This window comes from Frigoribacterium sp. Leaf415, from assembly GCF_001424645.1.
In the GTDB taxonomy this organism is placed as follows: Bacteria; Actinomycetota; Actinomycetes; order Actinomycetales; family Microbacteriaceae; genus Frigoribacterium.
Window position 1 is genome coordinate 1733511 of record NZ_LMQR01000001.1, and the last position, 20855, is coordinate 1754365.

Sequence of the window (20855 nt, forward strand, 5' to 3'; positions counted from 1 at the left end):
CGTCGGACGACGCGGGCACAGGTGACGCGCGCCCGGGGCTGACCACCCCGGGCGCGCGCGTGCCGCCTGCTGGCTAGCGCGTCGACACGTCGCCGCGGACGGGCCCGACCCGGTGCGAGGTGGCGCGGACGCTCGGCAGGCGACGGTGTCGCACGACCAGCTCGACGACGGCGCGGGACCGGCGACGCAGACCCCACAGGGTCACCTTGGTCAGCGACTCCCGGACGATCGAGCCGCTCATCTTCGACGCGCCGTGGATGCGCTCGGTGAACGTGATCGGGGTCTCGACGACCCGCAGGCCCGCCTGCAGCGCGCGCCAGAGCAGGTCGACCTGGAAGCAGTAGCCGCGCGACTCGACCCGGTCGAGGTCGATGCGGCGCAGCGCCGACGACCGGAACACCCGGAAGCCGCCGGTCGTGTCGGCCACCCGGATTCCCAGGGCGCCGCGCGTGTACCAGCTGCCGCCGCGGCTGAGCAGCTCCCGACGCAGCGGCCAGTTCTCGACGGCGCCGCCGGGCACCCACCGCGAGCCGAGCACGAGATCGTTCTCGCGCAGCAGCTCGAGCATGCCGGGCAGGTACTCGGGGTGGTGCGAGCCGTCGGCGTCCATCTCGACGAGGGCGTCGTAGCCGCGCTCGAGTCCCCAGGCGAAGCCGGCGAGGTAGGCGGCGCCGAGGCCGGCCTTCTCGGTGCGGTGCATCACGTGCACACGGGGGTCGCGGTCGGCGTAGGCGTCGGCCAGCTCCCCGGTGCCGTCGGGCGAGCCGTCGTCGACGACGAGCACGTCGACCGAGGCACCGGAGGCGAGGGTGCGCCCCACGATCCAGTCGAGGTTCTCGCGCTCGTTGAAGGTCGGGATGATGACGAGGGCGTCGTTCATGGTGGGGTCCTTTCCCGTCGGGTGGGAGTCGGAGGTGTCGGGTGTCGGGTGTCGGGTGTTCGGTGTTCGGTGTTCGGGGCGGGTCGGGGGCCCCGAGGTCAGGAGGCGCGGCGTGGGCCACCGGGGCGGCCGCCGGTCACGAGGTCACGAGGTCCGCGAACACGATCAGGTTGTCGACGTAGTGCCCGGTGGACCGGTCGAACGTGCCGTCGCAGGTGATGAGCCGCAGCCCGGGCGTCGGGCTCGCGCCGTAGACGTCGCTGGTCGGGAACGTCGCCTTCGGGGTGCGCTCGCTGCCGGTGACGCGGAAGGTCTCGACCGAGCCGGTGGACAGCGTGACCTGCACCTCGTCGCCGGGCACGAGCTTCGCCAGGTCGACGAAGACCGCTGGGCCCGAGCCCGAGTCGACGTGCCCGGCGATGACGGCCGGTCCGACCGCTCCGGGGACGACGCCGTCCTGGTACCAGCCGGCCGACTGCCACTCCTTCGGCGGGTCGAGCTCGCCCTGGGCCCCGAGCCCGAGGTCCTCGAGTCCGGAGTCGACGCCGATCGACGGGATCTGCACGCGGACGGGCGTCGCGTCCGCCGGCGGCGCAGTGTACGACGGGGCGGCAGGGTCCTGGAAGGCCCCGGCGGCGCCGCTCGCGGGGTCCGGCGTCGCGGTGGCCGACGGCGAGGCCGCGACCGAGGTGCCCGTGTCGTCGGGCCGGTCGGCGACGGCGGCCGCGGTCACCCCGCCGGCGACGAGCACCAGGGCGGCACCGACGGCGAGGGCGCCGGCGCGATGGCCGGCCACGAAGGTCGCGAGGCTCATCCGGCCACCGCCAGAGGTGAGCACGCGCCGAGGCTCGTGCCCTCGAGCTGCAGGGCGGCCAGCGCCGCCCAGGCGGTGCCGTAGTACGTCGGGGTCGACTGCGACAAGGCGTCGGCGGTGCGCAGGTCGGCGGCGGCCCGGTCGTGCTGGCCGTCGCTGGCCTCGGCCGCCGCGCGGGCGGCGTAGGCGAGCGGGCTCTGGTCCGAGCCCAGGGACTGCCCGCCGAGGTCGAGTTGCATCGGCAGCTCGTCGTACCGCTGCAGCACGGAGGCCATCGAGGCGGCGAGGGCCACGTCGTCCGGCTGGCACGACTCGGCGTAACGCAGGGCCAACCGTCCCGCGTCGTAGCTGTACTGCACGGTGCCCGACGAGCCGTCGGCGCTCGGCAGCGGCACGGTCGTGCCGTCCTGCCGCACCTGGGCCCAGTCGCTCGGCAGGGCCGTCGACGAGAGGATGTTCGTGGTCACGGCACGCGAGCCGGCCTCGAGCTCGGCCCACCGGGGGTCGCCGCTGGCGGCGCCGAGCTGCGCGAAGGTGGCGGGCGAGGCGTACGAGGGGTTGTACGACCACGGGCCGGGGCCCATCGCCCACGGGCCGGGCAGCAGGATGCGGCCGACGTCGGTCGAGACCGTCATCTCGTCGAGCACGTCGGTGCCGAGGTCGACACCCGCGGTGGTGAGGTCGGGTCGGTCGAACGTCGAGCCGGCGAGCACGAGGGCCCGGGCCGCGTCGACGTCGGCGTCGCTGGCGGGCATGTCGTCGACCACCGCGCCGTCCTTCCACTGCCAGGCGAGCAGTCCGTCGGGACGGACGAGCTCGTCCTCCGTCCAGCGCCAGATGGCGTCGAACCGCTTCTCGTCGCCCACGGCGACCGCGACGAGCAGCCCGTAGGCCTGCCCTTCGCTGACGGTGTCGTCGCCCTGGTCGCGCCGGACGACGCGGCCGTCGTCGTCGACGTAGTCCGCCAGGAAGTCCTCGCCGATCTCGGTGGCGGTGCGGGGTTGCGGGGTCGCGGTGCCCGCGCCGGGGGTGCCGGTCGCGTCCGCACCGCCGCCTGCCTGGTCCGTCGACGGGCCGCCGGGCCCTCCGACGACGAGGGAGGCGATGCCGGCCGTGACGGCGATCGCCACCACGACGGCCGCTGCGAGCAGCGCCTTCGTCTTCTTCGTCATGTCGTTCTCTTCTCCTGCCCGATGGTGCCGGGCGTCGGTCGTGCGGTGGGGCGGGGAGCCGAGGAGGCGCGGTGCGGTGTGTCGCTCACCGCGCCTCCTCGTCCTGCCGGGCCGTGCTCGTCGTGCGGGGTCCTGCGGGTCGTCAGACCCCGAACCAGCCGAGCACGGTGGCCCAGAGGCCCTTGGCCTCGCTCTTCTGCGGGTGCTCGGCGAGGTAGCCGCCACCCGTCTGGACGCCGCCGACGGGAGCCTGGGCGGTGGCCGCGCTGTCGACCACGGGCACGACGGTCAGGCCGCCGGTCGAGTTGTCGAGCACGAACAGGGTGTTGGTGCTGCCGGCCGTGAGGTCGACGTCGCTCGTGCCGGTGACCTTCTGACCCGTGAGGTCGAGGGTCCACGGGCCGGCCGCGACCTGGGCGTAGCCGCTCGCGCTGCCGAAGGGCGCCTTCTCGGCGATGGTGGTGCCCGTGCTGGTCGCGACGGTGACGGTCTTGCTCACGTTCGCGGCCTGCACGAGACGGACCTTGGCCTGGCCGTCGGCGGGCGGCGTCAGGTCGTCCTTGAAGACCTGCGTCTTGAGGTCGTCGTTCGGGCCGTACGCGACGGCCGTGATCGGCTGGTCGCTCGCCACCGTCACGTTGGCCGTGATGACGGGCTTCGCGCTGGCGGGAGCATCGGCTGCGGTCATCGCGACCACGTAGGTGCCGGCGGCCAACGCCTGGTAGGGGCTGACCTGACCGTAGGTGACGTCGTCGAGGTCCATGACGACCTGGCCGCCCTTGAGCGAGGTCAGGGTGACGTCGACGGCCTTCGTGTCGGGCGAGAGGTGGCCGACGCGCACCCAGCCGTCGCCGTCGGCGGCATGGGCGGGCGACGTCCCCACGAGGGCGCCGGCGAGGGCGACCCCGGTGGCGGCGGTGAGGGCGAGCACCGTGGCGAGACGGCGGCGCCGGGTCGGGACGGCGGTGAGGGCGGCGGAGGCGCCGGTGGTGCGTGAGAGGGAAGCCACGGAGGCTGGTCCTTTCCGGTCGGGTGCCCCACCCGGGACGGGTGGGACGCGGTGAGGAGGTGCCGGTGCCCGCCCGAGGACGGGCACCGGCGTGGCGATCAGTTCGAGAGGACGCCGGTCGGGGCGACGGCCGAGAAGGTGACGCGCAGTCCGTCACCCGAGGGGACGACGGACTCGGGGACGTAGACGCTGCCCAGTCCCTCGAGCGTCGCCTGCAGCTCGTCGACGGACTGGCCGCCCTGCGGGGTGATGTCGATCTGCCGGAACAGGGCGTCCTGCTCGCCCGGCAGGGCCTCGGGATCGGCGACCGAGATCGGCCCCTGGGCGGCGAGCTGGCCCAGCACGATGATCGCGCGCGGGTCGATCCGACCGTCCGAGAGCGCCGTCGACAGGGTCGACGAGATCTGCAGGTTCGGGTTCTGGGCGAGTTCGGCACCGGCCTGCGCGCGGGCCGACGCGGCGTCGTCCGCCTCGGTCTGCGCCTGAGCGGCGCCCTGGCTGTCGATCTGCCGGACGTTGACCTGCTGGTCGCCGTCGCCGAACGAGGCGATGACGGTCGAGTTCGCGAGGGCCTCGCGGATCTCGGGCGACGTGGGCCCCGACGTGCGGACCGACTCGGTCTCGAACAGGTAGTCCGAGTCGCGCCAGCCGTTCGGCGACTGCGCCTGGACGGCGCCGTCGGTGTCGATCTTGTAGAACCAGATCACGTTGTCGCGGGCGAAGCCGGCCTTGACCAGGTCGACCCACACGGCGTCGTCCACCAGCAGGCGGCTGTCCTTCGGCACGTTCGTCTCGACCCAGCTCTCGGCGTTGCGCATGGGCGCGTCGAGGTCGCTGTCCAGGAAGCCGCGCAACTGCACGGCCCAGAGGGGGACGATCGCGACGACGGCCGCGAGGGTCAGGGCGAGCCAGGCGACCGAGCCGGTGCGGGTGGCCGCGGTCGAGAGCGCGCCGGCACGACGGGCACGGAACGCCTTCACGGCGTGGTCGGTGACGGCCGCGACGAGCAGCGCCGCGAACGGCAGCAGCATGATCACGTAGGGCACCGGCAGGTAGCCGCCGGGACGGAACATGAACGCGATCAGGAAGACCATCATCACGCCGAGCGGACGCAGCTTCCTGACGAAGACCGCGACCACCGAGGCGAGCGTGCCCAGCACGATGAGCACCTGGTCGAGCTGCCACCACTGCGACACGGTCGCGAAGAACAGGCTGCCGGTGTCGAAGACCGAGCCGCTGGCTTCGCGGGTGGCGAGTTGGAACTGGATGCCCTCGAGCAGGCTCACCCGGCCGGCGCCGGGCAGCAGTTCGCCCTTCACCGCGGCGAGCGCGACGTAGCCGAGGCCGACGAGCACGAGCAGGCTGCCCGCGATCGACAACGTGTAGCGACGGGTCGACTTGTCGGCCCCGCGCCACATCATCCACGCCAGGAAGGGCAGCGCGAGCAGGTAGGTCTCCTTCGAGAGCACGGCGATGCCGAACGACAGCGACGCGGCGGCGAAGCCGGCGAGCTGGTAGCGCTTGCTCAGGGCGAAGACGAAGGCCGCGAGCAACCACGGGGTGGCGACGTTGTCGAGGTAGACCGTGCGGTGGAACTGCAGGGCCAGCGGCGACACGGCGAACACGAGACCGGCGACGGCCGCCGCGGGACGACCGAGACCGAGCTTGCGGCCGAGCAGCCAGACGAGCGCGACCGAGACGACCGTGAAGAAGAGCATCGCCTCGCGAGCCGCGAGCACGGCGACGTCGTACCGCGAGAAGGCACCGGTCAGGGCCGTGTAGGCCGAGATCTGCAGCCAGCCGACGGGCGGGTGGTCGTACCAGTAGGTGTAGTGGGTGATCTCGCCGAGGTTCTGGATCGCCCAGGCCTGGGCGGCGTAGGTTCCCTCGTCGTCGATGCGCTGCGGCGAGCCGTCCATGTTGAACGCCATGACGACGGCGGCGACCGCGAGGACGGGCAGCAGCCACGCGAGGCTCGCGCCGTGCCGGCGCAACCACGAAGCCGGCCGCGCGCCGCGCGAGTCCCTGGTGGGGACCACGGGGGTGCCCGAGCCGTTCGACACGGTGGTGTCGGCCGCGCGGGGGCGGTTCAGCGTGCTGGTCATCGGTCACCTCCGGTCATGGCCATGGCGGGCTCCTGCTGGGAGGCGCGGGGCGCCTCCTCGGGTGTCGTCGCGACCTCGTCGCGGTGCGCGCCGGTGTGCTCGGTCTTCTCCCACGCGTTGAGGCCCTTCAGCTGGCGGAAGACCGCCCGGACCGCGGCGAGCGCGAGGAAGATCTGGTAGGGCAGCAGGCCCCAGACGAGACGGAAGTAGTCCCGGGCCCGGACCTTCTGGCCGTAGACCCGCCCGAACTCGCGCAGGCCGGTGAACTCGACGGCCAGCAGCACGAGCGTCGGCGCCAGGGGCACGAACGAGACGAGGGCGATGGCGGTCGGCACCTTCGTGGTCAGGATCAGGATGATCGAGACGGGGATCAGCAGACCGGTGGCGGCCTGGATGAACGGCATGGTCAGCAGGTAGCGGGCCATGAGGCGCTGGCGCAGACGGGGCAGCTTCTTCCACTCGCCCTTGCCGTAGACCTGCATGAAGCCCTGGTTCCAGCGGGTGCGCTGCTTCAGCAGCGAGACGAAGGTGCCGGGGGTCTCCTCACGGGTGACGACCTCGGGGCTGTAGGCCACGACGACCTTGGCGCCGGCGCTCGAGAGGCGGACGCCGAGCTCGCAGTCCTCGGCGAGGCACTCGGCGTCCCAGCCCTCGGACCAGTCGAGCCAGTCCTTGCGCACGAAGACGGTGTTGCCGCCGAGCGGGATGAACTTCTCCTTGGCGTGGAAGTGAAGGCGCGATCGGAACCAGAAGTAGTACTCGAGCACGTTGCGGAGGCTCCACCAGCTGCTCTGGAAGTTCATCAGCTGGACGCCGCCCTGCACCACGTCGGCGTCGGTCTCGGTGAACCGCGAGTCGACGAGCGTCAGGAGGCGGGGGTGCACCTCGTCCTCGGCGTCGAACACGCCGACGATCTCGCCGCGCGACGACTGGAGGGCCAGGTTCAGCGCCTTGGGCTTGTTCTTCGGCACGCTCGAGTCGACGACCACGCGGATCAGTTCGGGGTGACGAGCGGCCGCCTCACGGGCGACCCGCTCGGTGCCGGGGTCGTCGTGGCCCACGATGGCGATGATCTCGAAGTCGGGGTGGTCCTGCTGGGCGAGACGGTCGAGGGTCTGGCCCATGACCTCCTCCTCGTGCCGGCCGGGGACGAGCAGGGTGAACGAGTGGGCGGCGTCGAGCGGGTTCTCGCTGAACTGGCTGTCGTCGAGGTTGTCCTTCGACCGCCAGGCGTGCAGCATCCACCAGAGGGTCGACACGGCGACGGCGGTCAGCAGGATCGTCACGACGATCAGGGACGAGTAGCCGATCCATTCGAGGGGCGACCAGTCGGGCAACTGGAAGCCGATCGTCGACTCGGCGGCACCGGTCGAGCCACGGTTCGGGACGAACTGCGACGGGTCGGCGGGGGCTTGCGGGGTGAGCAGCGGCGCGGGTTCGCCTGCTGCGAGATGTGATGTCGGGATCTGGGTCGGGTCAGTCGACACAGGATCACTCTCCAGTCAGTGAGTCGGGTGCAGGTGGGTCTGCGTGGTGTTCTGTCGGGTGGGGTCGTCGGTCGGCCCGGGGCCGATGACGGTGGCGAGCGCGGCCGACGCGTCGGGGGTGTCGGCCGGGGTGGTGACCGCAGGCGAGCCGCGGAAGACGAGGTGGCGGTAGGCCAAGTACCGGAAGGCCGTCCCGAGCACGAGGCCGACGCCGTTGGCCGCCACGTTGTCGGCGAGCTGGCTGGTGAAGCCCAGCAGGTAGTGCGAGACGAACAGGCAGGCCGAGGCGATGAGCAGGCCGCCCACGTTGACGAGGCCGAAGGTGACGGCCTCGCGGACGACGGCCTGGTTGCGGCCCTCACGGAAGGTGAGGTAGCGGTTGCCGAGCCAGGCGACGGCCGTCGCGACGATGACCGAGATGACCTTGGCGCCGATCGGCTTGTCGTCGAGGACGGTGGAACGGAGCAGGTTGTACACGCCGACGTCGACGACGAAGGCGATTCCGCCCACGGCGCCGAAGGTCGCGAGTTCTCTCACCCGGGCGACGAGGCGCAGGGGTGGTGTCGGGTTCGTCGAGGCGACACGGTCGGGACGTGCCGCCTGAACGGGGTACTCGGGTTCGGGCATGACACCGGTTCGGGGGGCATCACGGAATCGGTTTGGTCGGGGTACGCACATCAGGGCCAACTGCCAGAGAGCCGACATCTGCCGTTCATCCGGTGGCGGGTTCGTCGACCCCGACGGGTCGTCCGCCGCGGATCGGATCGCTCGATGCAGACGGGCCCACGACTCTCGGCCGCGCGATGGCGAGCTCCGCCCCGACCGCCGCCACGACGGCGACGAGGGTGACCAACCGGTCGGGCACCGAGCCCACGACCACCAGGAGGCGCTCCCGCCCCGTCGCCCGCCGCCCCTGTTCCGCGGCCGCCTCCGTCGTGCCCCCGACGTCCAGGAGTTGCGAGAGCAGCCAGGGCAGCACCGGTACCGCCGCCAGCGCGATCACGAGGGCGGGCGCGCCGACCAGGACCGTCGACACGAGCGCCGAGGCCGTCACGATCGTCACGCCGGCGTCCAGCAGCGGCTCGGTGAGCACACCGAGGGCACGACGGCGCGCCCTCGGACGGAGTCGACGCCAGTCGCCCTGGCCGAGCACCTGCAGGCAGCCGCGGACCCAGGTCACCCGGGCACGCGCCAGGTCTCGGAGCCCGTTCGGCGAGCGCTCGACCGTGGTCGTCTCGGCCGAGGTCGCCATCACGACGCGGGCCCCGGCCACCGTCATGCGGACTCCGAGGTCCAGGCCCGCCGCGACACGGGTCGCATCCCAGCCTCCCGACCAGGCGAGCCAGGAGTGGCGGACGAAGAGCGTGCCGTCCGACAGCGGCACGAAGCCGGCCCGGCCGTGGGAGCGGACCACCGACCGGAACCACCACCACCGGTCGAGGGCCGATCGGGGCGCCCACCAGGGAGCCGCCTCGAGTGCCGGCCGACTCGCGTGCTGGACGGCGTCGGCGTCCGTTCGGGAGAGGACCGAATCGACGAGGGCGAAGAGCCGCGGGTGCGGCCGGTCACCCGCCGAGAAGACGCCGACCACGCCGTCGCCGACCTCGGCGAGCGCGTCGACGAGCGACGCGGCGACCGCGGGCGGACGCCCGGCGAGCGGCCCCGCCTGGACGATCTGGACGCGACCGGGGTGACGCCGCACGGCGGAGGTCGCGACGTCGAGCGTCAGGGTGTCGACCGGGTCCACGGCGACGAGGACGCGCACGTCGGGGTGCTGCTGCCTCGCCAGCAGGTCGAGGGTGACGGCCAGGCCGGCCGGACCACGCGCCGGCACCAGCGCGGTGAAGACGTGAGCCGGGGGCAGCACCGGGCCGTCGAGGTCGCGGTGGCCCAGTTCCTCCTGCTCGCGGACGAGGTGGAGCCTGAGCACGACGCGACGGATCGAGACCAGCAGGATCAGGGCGACGAGCACGGCGAGCAGCAGGAAACCGGCCCACTGCAGGCTCGACCAGTCGGCCCACGGCAGGGCGGCCGAGGCGTTCTCCACCGGACCGGTGGGCAGGCCGCCACGGTTCGGCGCGAACGGCGTGGGCGTCGCGGGCAGCGTCGGCGTGAGGACGGGGCCGGGCGCCGCGAGGGGCGGGGCGGAGGTCACGGTGGTGCTCCAGTCGGGTCGGGTCAGCAGGAGCTTCGGACGCCCGCCCCCGGGTGGGACCGCGACGTCCGACGGATCGTGTCCCCCAGGTGGGGGACATGATCTGATGAATCGTCACTGTACGCCTTCCGAGTCGACCGCACACCCCTTCGCCCCGTCCGTCGCGACGCGTAGCGTGGGGTCATGGAATTCAGACACCTCGGCGACAGCGGACTCAAGATCTCGGAGATCACCTACGGCAACTGGCTGACGCACGCGTCCCAGGTCGAGAACGACGTGGCGACGCAGTGCGTCCGCGCGGCCCTCGACGCCGGCATCTCGACCTTCGACACCGCCGACGCCTACGCGAACACGGCGGCCGAACAGGTCCTCGGCGACGCCCTGAAGGGCGAGCGTCGCGAGAGCCTCGAGATCTTCACGAAGGTCTACTGGCCCACCGGCCCCCGCGGGCACAACGACGTCGGCCTCAGCCGCAAGCACGTGCTCGAGTCGATCGACGGGTCGCTCCGCCGCCTCGGCACGGACTACGTCGACCTCTACCAGGCACACCGCTACGACCACGAGACCCCGCTCGAAGAGACCATGCAGGCCTTCGCGGACGTGGTCCGTGCCGGCAAGGCGCTCTACATCGGCGTCAGCGAGTGGACGGCCGAGCAGATCCGCGCCGGCCACGAGCTCGCGGTGAAGCACGGTGTGCAGCTGATCTCGAACCAGCCGCAGTACTCGATGCTCTGGCGCGTCATCGAGTCCGACGTCGTGCCGGCGAGCAAGCAGCACGGCCTCGGCCAGATCGTCTGGTCGCCCGTCGCCCAGGGCGTCCTGACCGGCAAGTACAAGCCGGGCGCCGAGCTGCCCGCGGGCAGCCGCGCCACCGACGACAAGGGAGGCGCGGACACGATCAAGCGCTTCCTCACGGACGAGGTGCTCACCGGCGTCGCGAAGCTCGAGCCGATCGCCGCCGACCTCGGCCTCTCGATGGCCCAGCTGGCCATCGCGTGGGTGCTGCAGAACGACAACGTGGCGTCCGCCATCATCGGGGCCTCGCGCCCCGAGCAGGTGGCCGACAACGTCAAGGCGGCGGGTGTGGTGCTGCCGGCCGACGTCATGTCCCGCATCGACGAGGCGCTCGGCGACCTCGCCGAGAAGGACCCCGGCAAGACGGTGTCGCCCGAGCGTCGCCCCGCGTGACCCGCGGCCGGCCCGACCTCGGACCGACCGGCCGACACCCCCTCGACATCTTCCGGACACCCCGGGAATGTTGTCCGGCTGGATGCGCTTGCATATACTCGTACCAGCTTCGATGACACGTCATCGACCTCGACCTCGACCTCAAAGATTCAGGAGAACACCATGACCATCACCGCAGAGAAGATCCCCGCCGGCACCTGGAACCTCGACCCCACGCACAGCGAGGTCTCGTTCAGCGTCCGCCACCTGGCCATCAGCAAGGTCAAGGGCTCGTTCGAGTCCTTCGACGCCTCGCTCGTCACGGCCGAGGACCACACCGCCTCGAAGGTCACCGCCTCGATCGACGTGGCCTCGGTCAACACCAACCAGAAGGACCGCGACGGTCACCTGCAGACCGGCGACTTCTTCCTCGCCGAAGAGCACCCCAAGATGACCTTCGTGTCGACCAGCATCGAGGAGAAGGGCGACGACGCGTTCCTCGTGCACGGCGACCTGACCCTGCGCGGCGTCACCAAGCCCGTCACCCTGAAGAGCGAGTTCGGCGGCCTCGTCGTCGACGGCTACGGCCAGACCAAGCTCGGCTTCTCGGCCACGACCAAGATCGACCGCACCGAGTTCGGTGTCACCTGGAACGCCGCCCTCGAGGCCGGCGGCTTCACGCTCGGCAACGACGTCACCGTCACGCTCGAGATCCAGTTCACGCTCGCCGCGTAGGCAGCAGCACCCCGAAGGGCCCGCTCTCGCACGGCGAGGGCGGGCCCTTCCGCGTCACCTCGAGAGGACGCGCCGCAGCACCGCCCGCTCCCCCAGCGTCCAAGCCGCGCTCGTCACGAGGTAGAGCGCGGCGGCGAGCGGCGCGAACGCCGCGAACAGCACGCTGACGAACGGCAACCACCGCAGCACGCCCGCCATGCCGGGGAGCGCCTCCTGCCCGGGCCCCGCCGTCGCGACGGTCGCCGGTCCGGTGAACCGCAGGGTGGCGCGCCGGCTCAGCTCGACGACGATCGCGAGCAGCACGAGCAGCACCAGGTACGGCCAGACCGCCGCGAGCCCCGTCCCGAGCGTGACGAACAGGTTGGCTCCGAGGGCGGCTCCGCCGAGGGTGTGCGTCAGAAGGGTGTTGGCGTGACCGGCGATCCCGGAGTGCGCGAACAGCGAGTAGACGGCCGTGAGCACGGGGGCCTGCGCGAGCGTCGGCAGGCAGCCGGCCAGCGGCGACACCTTCTCGGAGGCGTAGAGCGCCATGAGCGCCTTGCTCCGGGCCTCGGGGTCGGTGATCCGGCGGGTGAGGTCGGCGATCGCCGGGGCGAGTCGACGGCGGGCGATCTCGGCGCGCACCTGCGAGACGCCCACCGGCACGAGCACGAGGCGGACGAGCAGGGTGAGCAACACGACGCCGACGGCGGCGGCCGACGCCCCGGCCACGGGTTCGACGAGCACGCCGAGGGTGGTGACGAGCGACTGCAGACCGCCGAGGACGACGGCGATCGGGGGAAAGGTGGACAGGTCCATGCGGACTCCTCGGTCAGAGAGACGGTGGGTGTCTTCTGGCCGCCGGGGGCGTCGGATCGACGGGGGCGTCGGATCGACGCGGGCGCGGGTGCGCTCAGGCGGCCGGGACGGCCCGCCCGGGAGCCCGGGACCGCACGTGCCCGCGCGCGTCGGGGTCTCGTCGCCAGACGAGGAGGCGCGTGCCGGCTTCTTCGCGGAGCGTCACCTCGGGCACCGCCCCGGCCAGCCCGCAGAGCGTGAGCACGACACGGGCGACGCCGAGCGCGATCACCGCGGTGGTGGCGCCGAGCAGGCCGACGAGCACGACCGCGGACAGCGGCGCCCCGCCGGACGAGAGCACGGCCTCGACGAACGCCGCGAGGGGCGCCAGCATCGAGAGGCCGAGGGTCATGCGCCCAACCTACCTCGCGCCTCCCTGCCACGACAGGGTCTGGAGACCGCCGAACGGACACGGCGAGCGCACTAGCCTCAGGAACAACCTGGCGACGTCCGCGGTTGACGCCGAGAGCCACCGCCCCACCCCGAGAGGACTCCCGATGACCGTCGACTGGATCACCCTGCAGAAGACCGCCCACGACGAGTTCGCCCGCCGCGTCGAGGCCGTGGCCGACTGGGACGCCCCGACGCCCGACACCGAGTGGAAGGTGCGCGACCTCGTGCGGCACGTGACGCGCGAGCAGCAGTGGGTGCCGCTGCTGCTCGAGGGCGGCGATCCCGCCGAGGCCGAGAACTCCATCGAGCCGCTCGGCGACGACCTCGTCGAGGCGTGGCACCGGTGGTCGAGTGCGGCCACCGCCGCCTGGAGCGAGGCCGACCCCCATGCCGAGGTGCGGCTGAGCGCCGACGTCGTGCCCGTGCACGAGTACCTCGCCGAGCAGGTCGCCGACGTCACGATCCACACCTGGGACCTCGCCCGCGCCGTGGGCACCGACGAAGAACTCGACGACGCGCTGGTCGAGGCCGTGTGGGGCGTGTTCGCACCGCAGAAGGACGCGCTCGAGGCCTCGGGCCTGTTCGCCTCGCCCGTCCCGGTCGACGACGACGCCCCGCTGCGCATCCGCCTGCTCGCCCTCACCGGGCGCGACGCCCGCTGAGGCGGCGCGGGCCCACCGTCCCGTCTCGGGCCCGACCGGGGGCGTCCTCGGCGACGCGACCCGCGCCTCCCGGGGGTTCATCACCCGACCCTGCCAAGGTGGTGGCATGACCGCCCCGATCGATCGCCCGTGGCTGCACAGCTACGCCCCCGACGTCCCCGACGACATCGAGCCCGTGACGGGCAGCCTCGTCGACCTCATCGACGACGCCGTGTCGACGTACCGGCAGAAGCCGGCCCTCGAGTTCTTCGGCCGTGAGACCAGCTACCGCGACCTGGGCGACCAGGTCGCGCGCGCGGCCGAGGGCCTCAGGAGGCTCGGCGTGGGTCGAGGCGACCGGGTCGCCTTGATCCTGCCGAACAGCCCTCAGCACGTGGTGGCGTTCTACGCCGTGCTGCGCCTCGGTGCCGTCGTGGTGGAGCACAACCCGCTCTACACCGACCGCGAGTTGCGGCACCTCTTCGAGGACCACGGCGCCACGATCGCCATCGCGTGGGACAAGCTGGTCGACCGGCTGCGCTCGCTGCCCGCCGACATCGGCTTCTCGACCGTCGTCTCGGTCGACGTGACGAAGGGCATGCCGCTCGGCACGCGCCTCGCCCTCAAGCTGCCGGTGCCCGCGGCGAAGAAGAGCCGCGCGGCCCTGACCGACGGAGTCGAGGGCGACGTCACCTGGCAGGGCCTGCTGGCGAACCGTCCGTTGCGCAAGAAGCACCCGCGCCCCGACGTCGACGACATCGCCCTGCTGCAGTACACCAGCGGCACCACGGGGTCACCGAAGGGCGCGATCCTGACGCATCGCAACCTCCGCAGCAACGCCGCGCAGGGTCGGGCTTGGGTGCCCGGCCTGGTCGACGGCGACGAGACGGTCTACGGCGTGCTGCCGTTCTTCCACGCCTACGGCCTGACGCTCTGCCTCACCTTCGCGATGAGCATCGGGGCACGCCTCGTGCTGTTCCCGAAGTTCGACGTCGACCTCGTGCTCAAGGCCGCGAAGAAGCACCCGCCGACCTTCCTGCCGGCCGTGCCGCCGATCTACCAGCGCCTGGCCGACGCGGCCCGTGAGCGCGGCGTCGACCTGTCGTCGGCCCGCTTCGCGATCTCGGGCGCGATGAACCTGCCGACCGCGGTCGTCCAGGCCTGGGAGGGCGTCACGGGCGGCATGCTCGTCGAGGGATTCGGGCTGACCGAGACCTCGCCGGTCGCCCTGGGCAACCCGATCGGCCCGACCCGCCGCGTCGGCACCGTCGGCGTGCCGTTCCCCTCCACCGAGGCGATGGTCGTCGATCGCAACGACCCCGACCCGAGCCGTCCGGTCGTCGCCGGGGCCGCGGGAGAACTGCTGCTTCGAGGGCCGCAGGTCTTCCGCGGTTACTGGAACCGCCCCGACGAGACCGCCGAGGCCTTCCTCGAGGGCGGCTGGTTCCGCACCGGCGACATCGTCACCATGAGTGCCGACGGCTACGTCACGATCGTCGACCGCATCAAAGAGCTCATCGTCACGGGCGGCTTCAACGTCGCCCCCTCGGAGGTCGAGGAGGCCGTGCGGAACGCCCCCGGCGTGGCCGAGGTTGCCGTGGTCGGCCTGCCCCGGTCGGGCGGCGGCGAGGACGTCGTCGCGGCCGTCGTGCTCGAGCCGGGCGCCTCGTTCGACGCCGAGGCCATCCGCGACGCCTCACGCGGCCAACTCGCGGCCTACAAGGTGCCGCGTCGGGTCGTGCAGCTCGACGAGTTGCCGAAGTCGCTGATCGGCAAGGTGCTGCGGCGCGAGGTGCGCGACCGGCTCATCGCCGCGGGCTGAGCCCCGGGGCGGGTCTTGCCGGCGGGCCCGTCGGCGGGTCCGGTCGGCGGGCCCCGTCGGCAGGCCCGGTCGGCGGGGTCAGAGCCGCTGCCACCGGTCGATCGGCCAGCTGATCACGAAGGCCCGCCCGATCACGTCGTCGACGGGCACGAAGCCCGCGTAGGGCCCGGCCTGGTGGGCGCGCGAGTCCGCCGAGCGGTCGCGGTTGTCGCCGAGCACCCAGAGCGCCCCCTCGGGCACGGTCACGTCGAAGTCGATGGCCGAGGCCCGGGGCCCGCCGTCGGCGAGCGTGAGGTACGGCTCGTCGAGGGGCCGGCCGTTCACGAGCACGTGACCGTCCGCGTCGCAGCAGCTGACGTGGTCGCCCGGCAGTCCGATGACGCGCTTGACGAGGTCCTGCCCGGCGTCGTCGCCGTAGCCGAGCCACCCGCCCGGGTCCTCGAAGACGACGATGTCGCCCCGGTGGAGCGGCATCACGCCGGGGGCGAGCTCGTTGACGATGATCCGGTCGCCGATCATGAGCGTCTGCTCCATCGACCCCGACGGGATCGAGAAGCTGCGCACGAGGAAGGTGCGGACGCCCCACGACAGCAACAGCCCGACCAGCACGATGGCCAACAGCTCGAGCAGCCACCGTCCCGTGGAGCCCCGACGAGCCGAGGAGGCGCGGGTCGCTTCACCCTCGTCTGTCGCGTCGGCGAGAGGGCTGGTGTCGGTCACCGGCTCATCCTGCCAGCGGCCGCCCGGTCCCGCCCTCCCCGGTCAGGGGGCCGCGCGGTCGCGACCGGGCGGCACCGGGCCACGCGTCAGGCGGCCGTCCACCCGATGCGGTCGAGCCGTGCGAGGGCGTGTTCCTCGGCGACGGGTCGCTTGCCGAGGACTCCCCCGACACCGGCGAGCATGGCCTGGGCCGGCGCCCGGGTCGGCAGGTCGATCGGCCCGACGTGCGGCGCGCGCAGCCCGAGCAGCTCGCGGAAGCGCGGCTGCAGCGTGCCGACCGCGCCGTTGAAGAGGACGGGGTAGCCGACCTTGAGCGCGGGGAAGAGGGGCGGACGCTTGATGAACTTCACGACGTCGTCGGTGCGGGCCGTGCGTTCGAGCACGCCTCGACGGTCGAAGTCCATGAGCTGTTGCTGCATCTCGGCGACGCTGCGCGGCGGGTTCGGCACGCCCATCAGCTCGCCGGCCGTCGCCCACTCGCGGACGTAGGCGTCGGGCCCACCCGGGATCGGCTCGCGGCCCCACTCGAGGTAGGCGGCGAGGAACGAGTCGGCGAAGGCCATGTGCACCCAGCTGAGCAGCTCCGGGTCGTTGGCGGCGTAGTCGTGGCTCACGCCGTTCCGGTCGTCGTACGTGCCGACGACCTTCGTGTGCAGGCGTGACACCCAGTTCGACGCGTGGGTGGCGGCCTCGCGGCTGCCGTACGAGACGGTGTAGATCCAGCGGATGGTGCCGGCCAGGCGGCCCAGCGGGTCCTCGCGGAAGCGCGAGTGGTCGTGCACGCCGGCGAGCGCCCCCGGGTGCAGCGCCTGGACGAGCAGGGCCCGCACGCCGGCCGGGATGGTCGACATGGCGCCGTGCACGGCCCACACCGCCGAGCCCGGCAGGAAGAACCCCTCGTCGTCGCCCTTCTCGAGGTCGGTGACCCACTCGGGCGTGCCCGTGTACTGCCCGTTGAAGGTGTACTGCAGACGGGCGCGGAGCGGTTCGGTCAGAGCGGGCATGCCTCGATCATGCGCCGCGGTAGCTGGGTGATCCCGACGCCTTCTCGTGGCGTCGAGTCCTTTGTCATTCCGACACTTGACATGGTTATTAAAAACGAGACGTATCGGTTGTGTCGTCCAGCCGGGCGACGATCGAGTCAAAGGAGATTCCATGCAGATCACGCGACGCCGCTCTCTCGGCACCGTCGTCCTCGCCACCGCGCTCGCCTTCGGCGGTGCCGTCGCCATGAGCGTCCCGGCCCAGGCCGCCGGAACGTACCGCCTCACGACCGCGAAGACGTACTCACAGGCGACGACCCAGACGAGCGGCGGCACCTGGGGCCAGTCCCGCGCCTACCACGGCTGCGCCTCGTCCGTTTCCGCCTGGAGCCAGAGGAGCACCCTCGCCTACGCCAGCTGCGGGTCGCAGTACGGCTCGGCGCAAGCACTCTTCCGCTGAGCCGATGCGGCGAGCCGATGAGGCTCGCCGCATCCTCACCTCCCTCGCCACCCCTCACGGATCGGTAGTCGACATTGCGCAGCCTCGCCCCCTCCCTCGTCCTCATCGGCCTCCTCCTCACGACGTCAGCCTGCACGGCGGAACCCGCCCCCCTGGCGGACACCGATGGCGAGAAGGTCGCCGGAAGCCTCACCGAGCTCTTCGAACGACAACTCGAGCACGAATCCGACCCCTTCGTCGTCGATGTCCTCGAACGGGCGATCGAGTCCGGGTCGATCACTCAGGGCGATTACGACGCCGCCCACGCGATGTATGACCGCTGCATGTCGGACCTCGGCCACGAACTGGACTACGAGCGGCGCAAGAACGGGACCCTCGCCGAGACAGGCCCGTTTCCTGATTCGCAAGACGAGCTCGACGCGTTCAGCGACGATGCGGAAGGGTGTGCCGAACAGATCGCCCCCATCGAGAGCCTCTTCGCCACTCAGAACGGCAATCCCGAGCTCTTGGCCGACCCGGAGACACAGGTCGTGAGGTGTCTCGCCGACCGAGGTCTCACACCCGACTCCTACGACGAAGACACCTTTCGATCCGACCTCGAGAAACTCGCGGACTCCCCCTTCCCCTTCGACGTGAACTCACCCGAAGCTCAAGAATGCTTCGAGAACGCCGGTTTCGGCATCCAGGTCGGATCGTGACACGGCCCCGTTCCGTCGCCGTCGCGGCGGTGTGCGGGGTCGCGCTCGTCGCGGCGGGGGCCTGCCTCGCGGTCGGGCTGGCACCGGTCGAACCGCCGTCGGTGCTCGCCACGGCGATGCCCGGCGACACGGCGCCGGCGACACCCAGCTCGTTCGACGACGGTCGCAAGGTGCAGGTCTCGTTCGTCAGCGGCGACCCCGTCGGCGTGACGAGCCCCGTCGGCGGGGTCCTCACCCGACGCCCCTGCACACCGGGCGGCAGCCTCGACTCGGGCACGGTCGTGGCCCACGTCGACGAACGGCCGCTGCTCGGCCTGCACACGAGCGTGCCGCTCTACCGCGACCTGCAGCTCGGCGACCGCGGCGCCGACGTCCGCGCCCTCCAAGACGAACTGACGAGGCTCGGACACCCCGTCGGCAGCGACGGCCGTCTCGGCGCCGGCACCGCCCGCGCCGTGGCGGCACTGCTGAAGGGAGCGGGCATCACCCGTCCTGACGCGCCGCTCGTCCTCCCTCTCGACCAGGTCGTCCGCCTCCCCCGCGTCACGACACCGGTCACCCGCTGCGCCGACCTCGGCTCCGTCGTCCGGCCCGGCGACGAACTCGCGTCCGCACCCGCGACGGTCAGCGCCGTCCGGCTCTCGTCGATGCCGACCGACCTCGCTCCCGGGGCGAGGGACCTCTCCGTGCTCGGCGCCACGGGACCGATGACCGACGAGTCCGGCAGCACCGACCCCACCTTCCTCGCCGCCCTCGCGGGTGCCGAGGGTTTCGACGACCTCGTCGCCACAGCGGACGACGCCATCCCCGCCACCCTCGTGCTGCGCGAGCCGATCCCGGTCCTCCAGGTCCCCGCCGCCTCCGTCAGAACGGGCGACACTCCCGGGACGGGATGCCTCGCCCTGCCGAGCAGCACCGTCCCGGTCGACATCGTGGGCTCGACCCTCGGCGCCTCGCTCGTCCGGCTGCCCGAGGGCACCGAGCCACCGACGGAGGTGAGCCTCCGTGTCGACGACCGCCGCGCCTCCTGCGGGTGACGGGACTCCACGGCCGTCGGTCACGGCGGACCGGATCGCCGTCCGACACGGACGGGGGCCCGAGCTCTTCCGCGACCTCAGCTTCCGCCTCGCCCCCGGCGAGGTCGTCGCCGTCTGCGGCCCTTCGGGCTGCGGCAAGTCGTCGCTGCTCTCGGTGCTGGCCGGCACACTGGCCCCCGTGGCCGGCAGCGTCGACCTGACCGGCGTCGCCCGCACCGGCTGGGTGTTCCAGAACCCTTGGGGCGTCCCCGGCCGCAGCACCCTCGACCACGTCGTCTTCCCCTTGCTGGCCGACGGCTCGCGACGTCGCGACGCCGAGCCCGTCGCCCGCCACACCCTCGACCGCTTCGGGCTCCTGCCACTCGCCGACCGGCCGTTCGCCCAGCTCTCCGGCGGCGAAGCGCAACGGCTCATGCTCGCCCGGGCCGTCGCCACCCGACCCGACCTGCTGCTCGTCGACGAGCCCACCGCGCAGCTCGACCGACGGTCCGCCGCGACGGTCAACGACCGCCTGCGGGCCGCGGCCGACGACGGTGCGACGGTCGTCGTCGCCACCCACGACCCGCAGACCCGCGACGCCTGCACCCGGGTGATCGACCTCGGCCCGACCGACCGTGCCACCGGGCTCGACGCCGAGGCAGGGTCGGCACCGCGCACCGTCGAGACGACCCCGTGAGACTCTCGAGCGTGCTGAGCGAGGCCGGCCGCGACATCCGCTCCGGCACCACCCGCTTCGCGACCTTCGCCCTGCTGCTCGCCGCCACCACCGGCATCGCCGGCGCCGCGGACGTCGGCACCGTGGCGTCCCTGACCCGCGACGCCTCCGCCTACGTCGCCTCGGGCGCCGCGACCCGCACCGCCGCTCGGGAAGGCGGCATCGACGGCGCCGCCTGCGACGCACTCGCCGGGCAGGGCGACGTCCTCGCCGCCGGGGCCCTGCGCCCGGGCCCCGGCCTCGCGCTCACCGCCCTGCCCGGAGCCACGCTGTCGACCTTCGAGGTCACCCCCGGTCTGGCGGCCCTGATCGCCGACTCCGACGGGCGCGCCGGCGCCTGGCTCTCCCCCACGCTCGCCGAGCGCCTCGGAGCCGCCGCAGGTGACGAGCTCGGCACACCGCAGGGCCCGCTGCCCGTCGCGGGGGTCTTCGTGCACCCGGACGACGGGCGCGACAGCCGCCTCTCGTCCGCCGTGCTGCTGCCCGGCGACACATCACGCCCGTTCGACGAGTGCTGGGCCCGTGCCTGGCCGCAGGGCGACAGCACCGACGACCTCCTGAGGTCCACGACATCGTCGTCGGCCGGTCCGACGGCACCCCTGTCACTCGGCCAGCTCAACGCATCGCTCGGGTCGACCTTCGACACCGACGCCGTCGGCGAGCGCCTCACCCGCTGGGCCCCCGCCGTCGCCGCGGTGACGGCCGCCGTGCTCGGCGTCGTGTCCGTCCGGCGTCGACGGCTCGAACTCAGCGGGGCCCGTCAGGCCGGTCAGAGCCGGACGGCGCAACTCGCCGTGGTGGTCGTCGAGACCGCGGCCTGGGCCGTCTGCGGGGCCGTCGTCGCCTCGGGAGTCACGGCACTCACCCTGCTGTTCGATGCGGACTCCCTCGTCGACTCCCCCGCGCACCTGCTCACGGCGGCACCACTGGCCGCCGCCGCCGGGGCGGTCCTCGCCGCCGCCCTGACCACGGCCACGATCCGCCGCCGCGATCTCGTCCGGTGGTTCAAGGACCGGTGAGCCGCG

General features: G+C 72.5%; 21 protein-coding genes. 9 read left to right on the top strand and 12 right to left on the bottom strand.

The annotated features are described in order from the left end of the window. Positions 1–73: 73 nt before the first annotated feature. The 8 genes from ASG28_RS07975 to ASG28_RS08010 all read right to left on the bottom strand — a co-directional run bounded on the left by ASG28_RS07975 (position 74) and on the right by ASG28_RS08010 (position 9622). Positions 74–880: a polyprenol monophosphomannose synthase gene (locus tag ASG28_RS07975; protein WP_055973871.1), complete on the bottom strand. Its 807-nt coding sequence runs from the start codon at positions 878–880 to the stop codon at positions 74–76. Positions 881–1016: 136 nt separating this feature from the next. Then, a complete protein-coding gene (locus tag ASG28_RS07980; protein WP_200934892.1) occupies positions 1017–1718 on the bottom strand; it encodes a class F sortase in 702 nt (233 codons plus the stop codon). Further along, on the bottom strand, positions 1691–2866 hold the full coding sequence (locus ASG28_RS07985) for a glycosyl hydrolase family 8 (RefSeq protein WP_055973878.1): 1176 nt from the start codon (positions 2864–2866) through the stop codon (positions 1691–1693). The genes ASG28_RS07980 and ASG28_RS07985 overlap by 28 nt, the downstream gene beginning before the upstream one ends. 142 nt (positions 2867–3008) lie before the next feature. Beyond that, on the bottom strand, positions 3009–3875 hold the full coding sequence (locus ASG28_RS07990) for a DUF4397 domain-containing protein (RefSeq protein ID WP_055973881.1): 867 nt from the start codon (positions 3873–3875) through the stop codon (positions 3009–3011). A 98-nt stretch (positions 3876–3973) separates the two neighbouring features. Beyond that, a complete protein-coding gene (locus ASG28_RS07995) occupies positions 3974–5980 on the bottom strand; it encodes a hypothetical protein (RefSeq protein WP_055973885.1) in 2007 nt (668 codons plus the stop codon). After that, on the bottom strand, positions 5977–7467 hold the full coding sequence (locus tag ASG28_RS08000) for a glycosyltransferase (RefSeq protein WP_235477682.1): 1491 nt from the start codon (positions 7465–7467) through the stop codon (positions 5977–5979). The genes ASG28_RS07995 and ASG28_RS08000 overlap by 4 nt, the downstream gene beginning before the upstream one ends. A 15-nt stretch (positions 7468–7482) precedes the next feature. Further along, positions 7483–8094 carry a GtrA family protein gene (locus tag ASG28_RS08005; RefSeq protein ID WP_082454506.1) on the bottom strand — a complete coding sequence of 204 codons (612 nt, stop codon included), beginning with the start codon at positions 8092–8094 and terminating at the stop codon, positions 7483–7485. Between the two features lie 85 nt (positions 8095–8179). Next, the gene (locus tag ASG28_RS08010) at positions 8180–9622 is read right to left on the bottom strand and encodes a glycosyltransferase (protein ID WP_055973887.1); all 1443 of its coding nucleotides are present in this window, start codon (positions 9620–9622) and stop codon (positions 8180–8182) included. Between the two features lie 183 nt (positions 9623–9805). Here ASG28_RS08010 and ASG28_RS08015 point away from each other — a divergent pair, with 183 nt between their 5' ends. Both ASG28_RS08015 and ASG28_RS08020 read left to right on the top strand, forming a co-directional pair. Continuing rightward, on the top strand, positions 9806–10810 hold the full coding sequence (locus ASG28_RS08015) for an aldo/keto reductase family protein (RefSeq protein WP_055973890.1): 1005 nt from the start codon (positions 9806–9808) through the stop codon (positions 10808–10810). 162 nt (positions 10811–10972) lie between these two features. Beyond that, positions 10973–11524: a YceI family protein gene (locus ASG28_RS08020; RefSeq protein ID WP_054144994.1), complete on the top strand. Its 552-nt coding sequence runs from the start codon at positions 10973–10975 to the stop codon at positions 11522–11524. 54 nt (positions 11525–11578) lie between these two features. Here ASG28_RS08020 and yidC read toward each other — a convergent pair whose 3' ends face one another. Both yidC and ASG28_RS08030 read right to left on the bottom strand, forming a co-directional pair. Beyond that, positions 11579–12322, bottom strand: coding sequence for a membrane protein insertase YidC (gene yidC, locus ASG28_RS08025; RefSeq protein ID WP_055973893.1), 744 nt, complete (start codon positions 12320–12322; stop codon positions 11579–11581). A 94-nt stretch (positions 12323–12416) separates the two neighbouring features. Continuing rightward, the gene (locus tag ASG28_RS08030) at positions 12417–12713 is read right to left on the bottom strand and encodes a DUF6412 domain-containing protein (protein WP_055973896.1); all 297 of its coding nucleotides are present in this window, start codon (positions 12711–12713) and stop codon (positions 12417–12419) included. 145 nt (positions 12714–12858) lie between these two features. Here ASG28_RS08030 and ASG28_RS08035 point away from each other — a divergent pair, with 145 nt between their 5' ends. Both ASG28_RS08035 and ASG28_RS08040 read left to right on the top strand, forming a co-directional pair. Further along, positions 12859–13416, top strand: a complete 558-nt coding sequence (locus tag ASG28_RS08035) for a TIGR03086 family metal-binding protein (protein WP_043594186.1) — start codon at positions 12859–12861, stop codon at positions 13414–13416. A gap of 106 nt (positions 13417–13522) precedes the next feature. Beyond that, on the top strand, positions 13523–15217 hold the full coding sequence (locus ASG28_RS08040) for a long-chain-fatty-acid--CoA ligase (protein WP_055973899.1): 1695 nt from the start codon (positions 13523–13525) through the stop codon (positions 15215–15217). A 78-nt stretch (positions 15218–15295) separates the two neighbouring features. Here ASG28_RS08040 and lepB read toward each other — a convergent pair whose 3' ends face one another. Together lepB and ASG28_RS08050 are read right to left on the bottom strand one after the other, a co-directional pair. After that, on the bottom strand, positions 15296–15937 hold the full coding sequence (gene lepB / locus ASG28_RS08045) for a signal peptidase I (RefSeq protein WP_235477683.1): 642 nt from the start codon (positions 15935–15937) through the stop codon (positions 15296–15298). An 86-nt stretch (positions 15938–16023) separates the two neighbouring features. After that, positions 16024–16941: an oxygenase MpaB family protein gene (locus ASG28_RS08050; RefSeq protein ID WP_055973901.1), complete on the bottom strand. Its 918-nt coding sequence runs from the start codon at positions 16939–16941 to the stop codon at positions 16024–16026. Between the two features lie 151 nt (positions 16942–17092). On the opposite strand from ASG28_RS08050, the gene ASG28_RS08055 reads away from it, so the two are divergent. The 5 genes from ASG28_RS08055 to ASG28_RS08075 all read left to right on the top strand — a co-directional run bounded on the left by ASG28_RS08055 (position 17093) and on the right by ASG28_RS08075 (position 20849). Further along, positions 17093–17380, top strand: a complete 288-nt coding sequence (locus tag ASG28_RS08055; protein WP_055973903.1) for a hypothetical protein — start codon at positions 17093–17095, stop codon at positions 17378–17380. A 74-nt stretch (positions 17381–17454) separates the two neighbouring features. After that, positions 17455–18078: a hypothetical protein gene (locus ASG28_RS08060; protein ID WP_055973906.1), complete on the top strand. Its 624-nt coding sequence runs from the start codon at positions 17455–17457 to the stop codon at positions 18076–18078. Next, on the top strand, positions 18075–19115 hold the full coding sequence (locus ASG28_RS08065; RefSeq protein WP_055973910.1) for a peptidoglycan-binding domain-containing protein: 1041 nt from the start codon (positions 18075–18077) through the stop codon (positions 19113–19115). Before ASG28_RS08060 ends, ASG28_RS08065 begins: the two co-directional genes overlap by 4 nt. Beyond that, on the top strand, positions 19084–19791 hold the full coding sequence (locus tag ASG28_RS08070) for an ATP-binding cassette domain-containing protein (protein WP_157485675.1): 708 nt from the start codon (positions 19084–19086) through the stop codon (positions 19789–19791). Before ASG28_RS08065 ends, ASG28_RS08070 begins: the two co-directional genes overlap by 32 nt. After that, positions 19788–20849, top strand: a complete 1062-nt coding sequence (locus tag ASG28_RS08075) for a hypothetical protein (protein ID WP_055973913.1) — start codon at positions 19788–19790, stop codon at positions 20847–20849. Before ASG28_RS08070 ends, ASG28_RS08075 begins: the two co-directional genes overlap by 4 nt. The last annotated feature ends 6 nt before the right edge of the window (positions 20850–20855 follow it).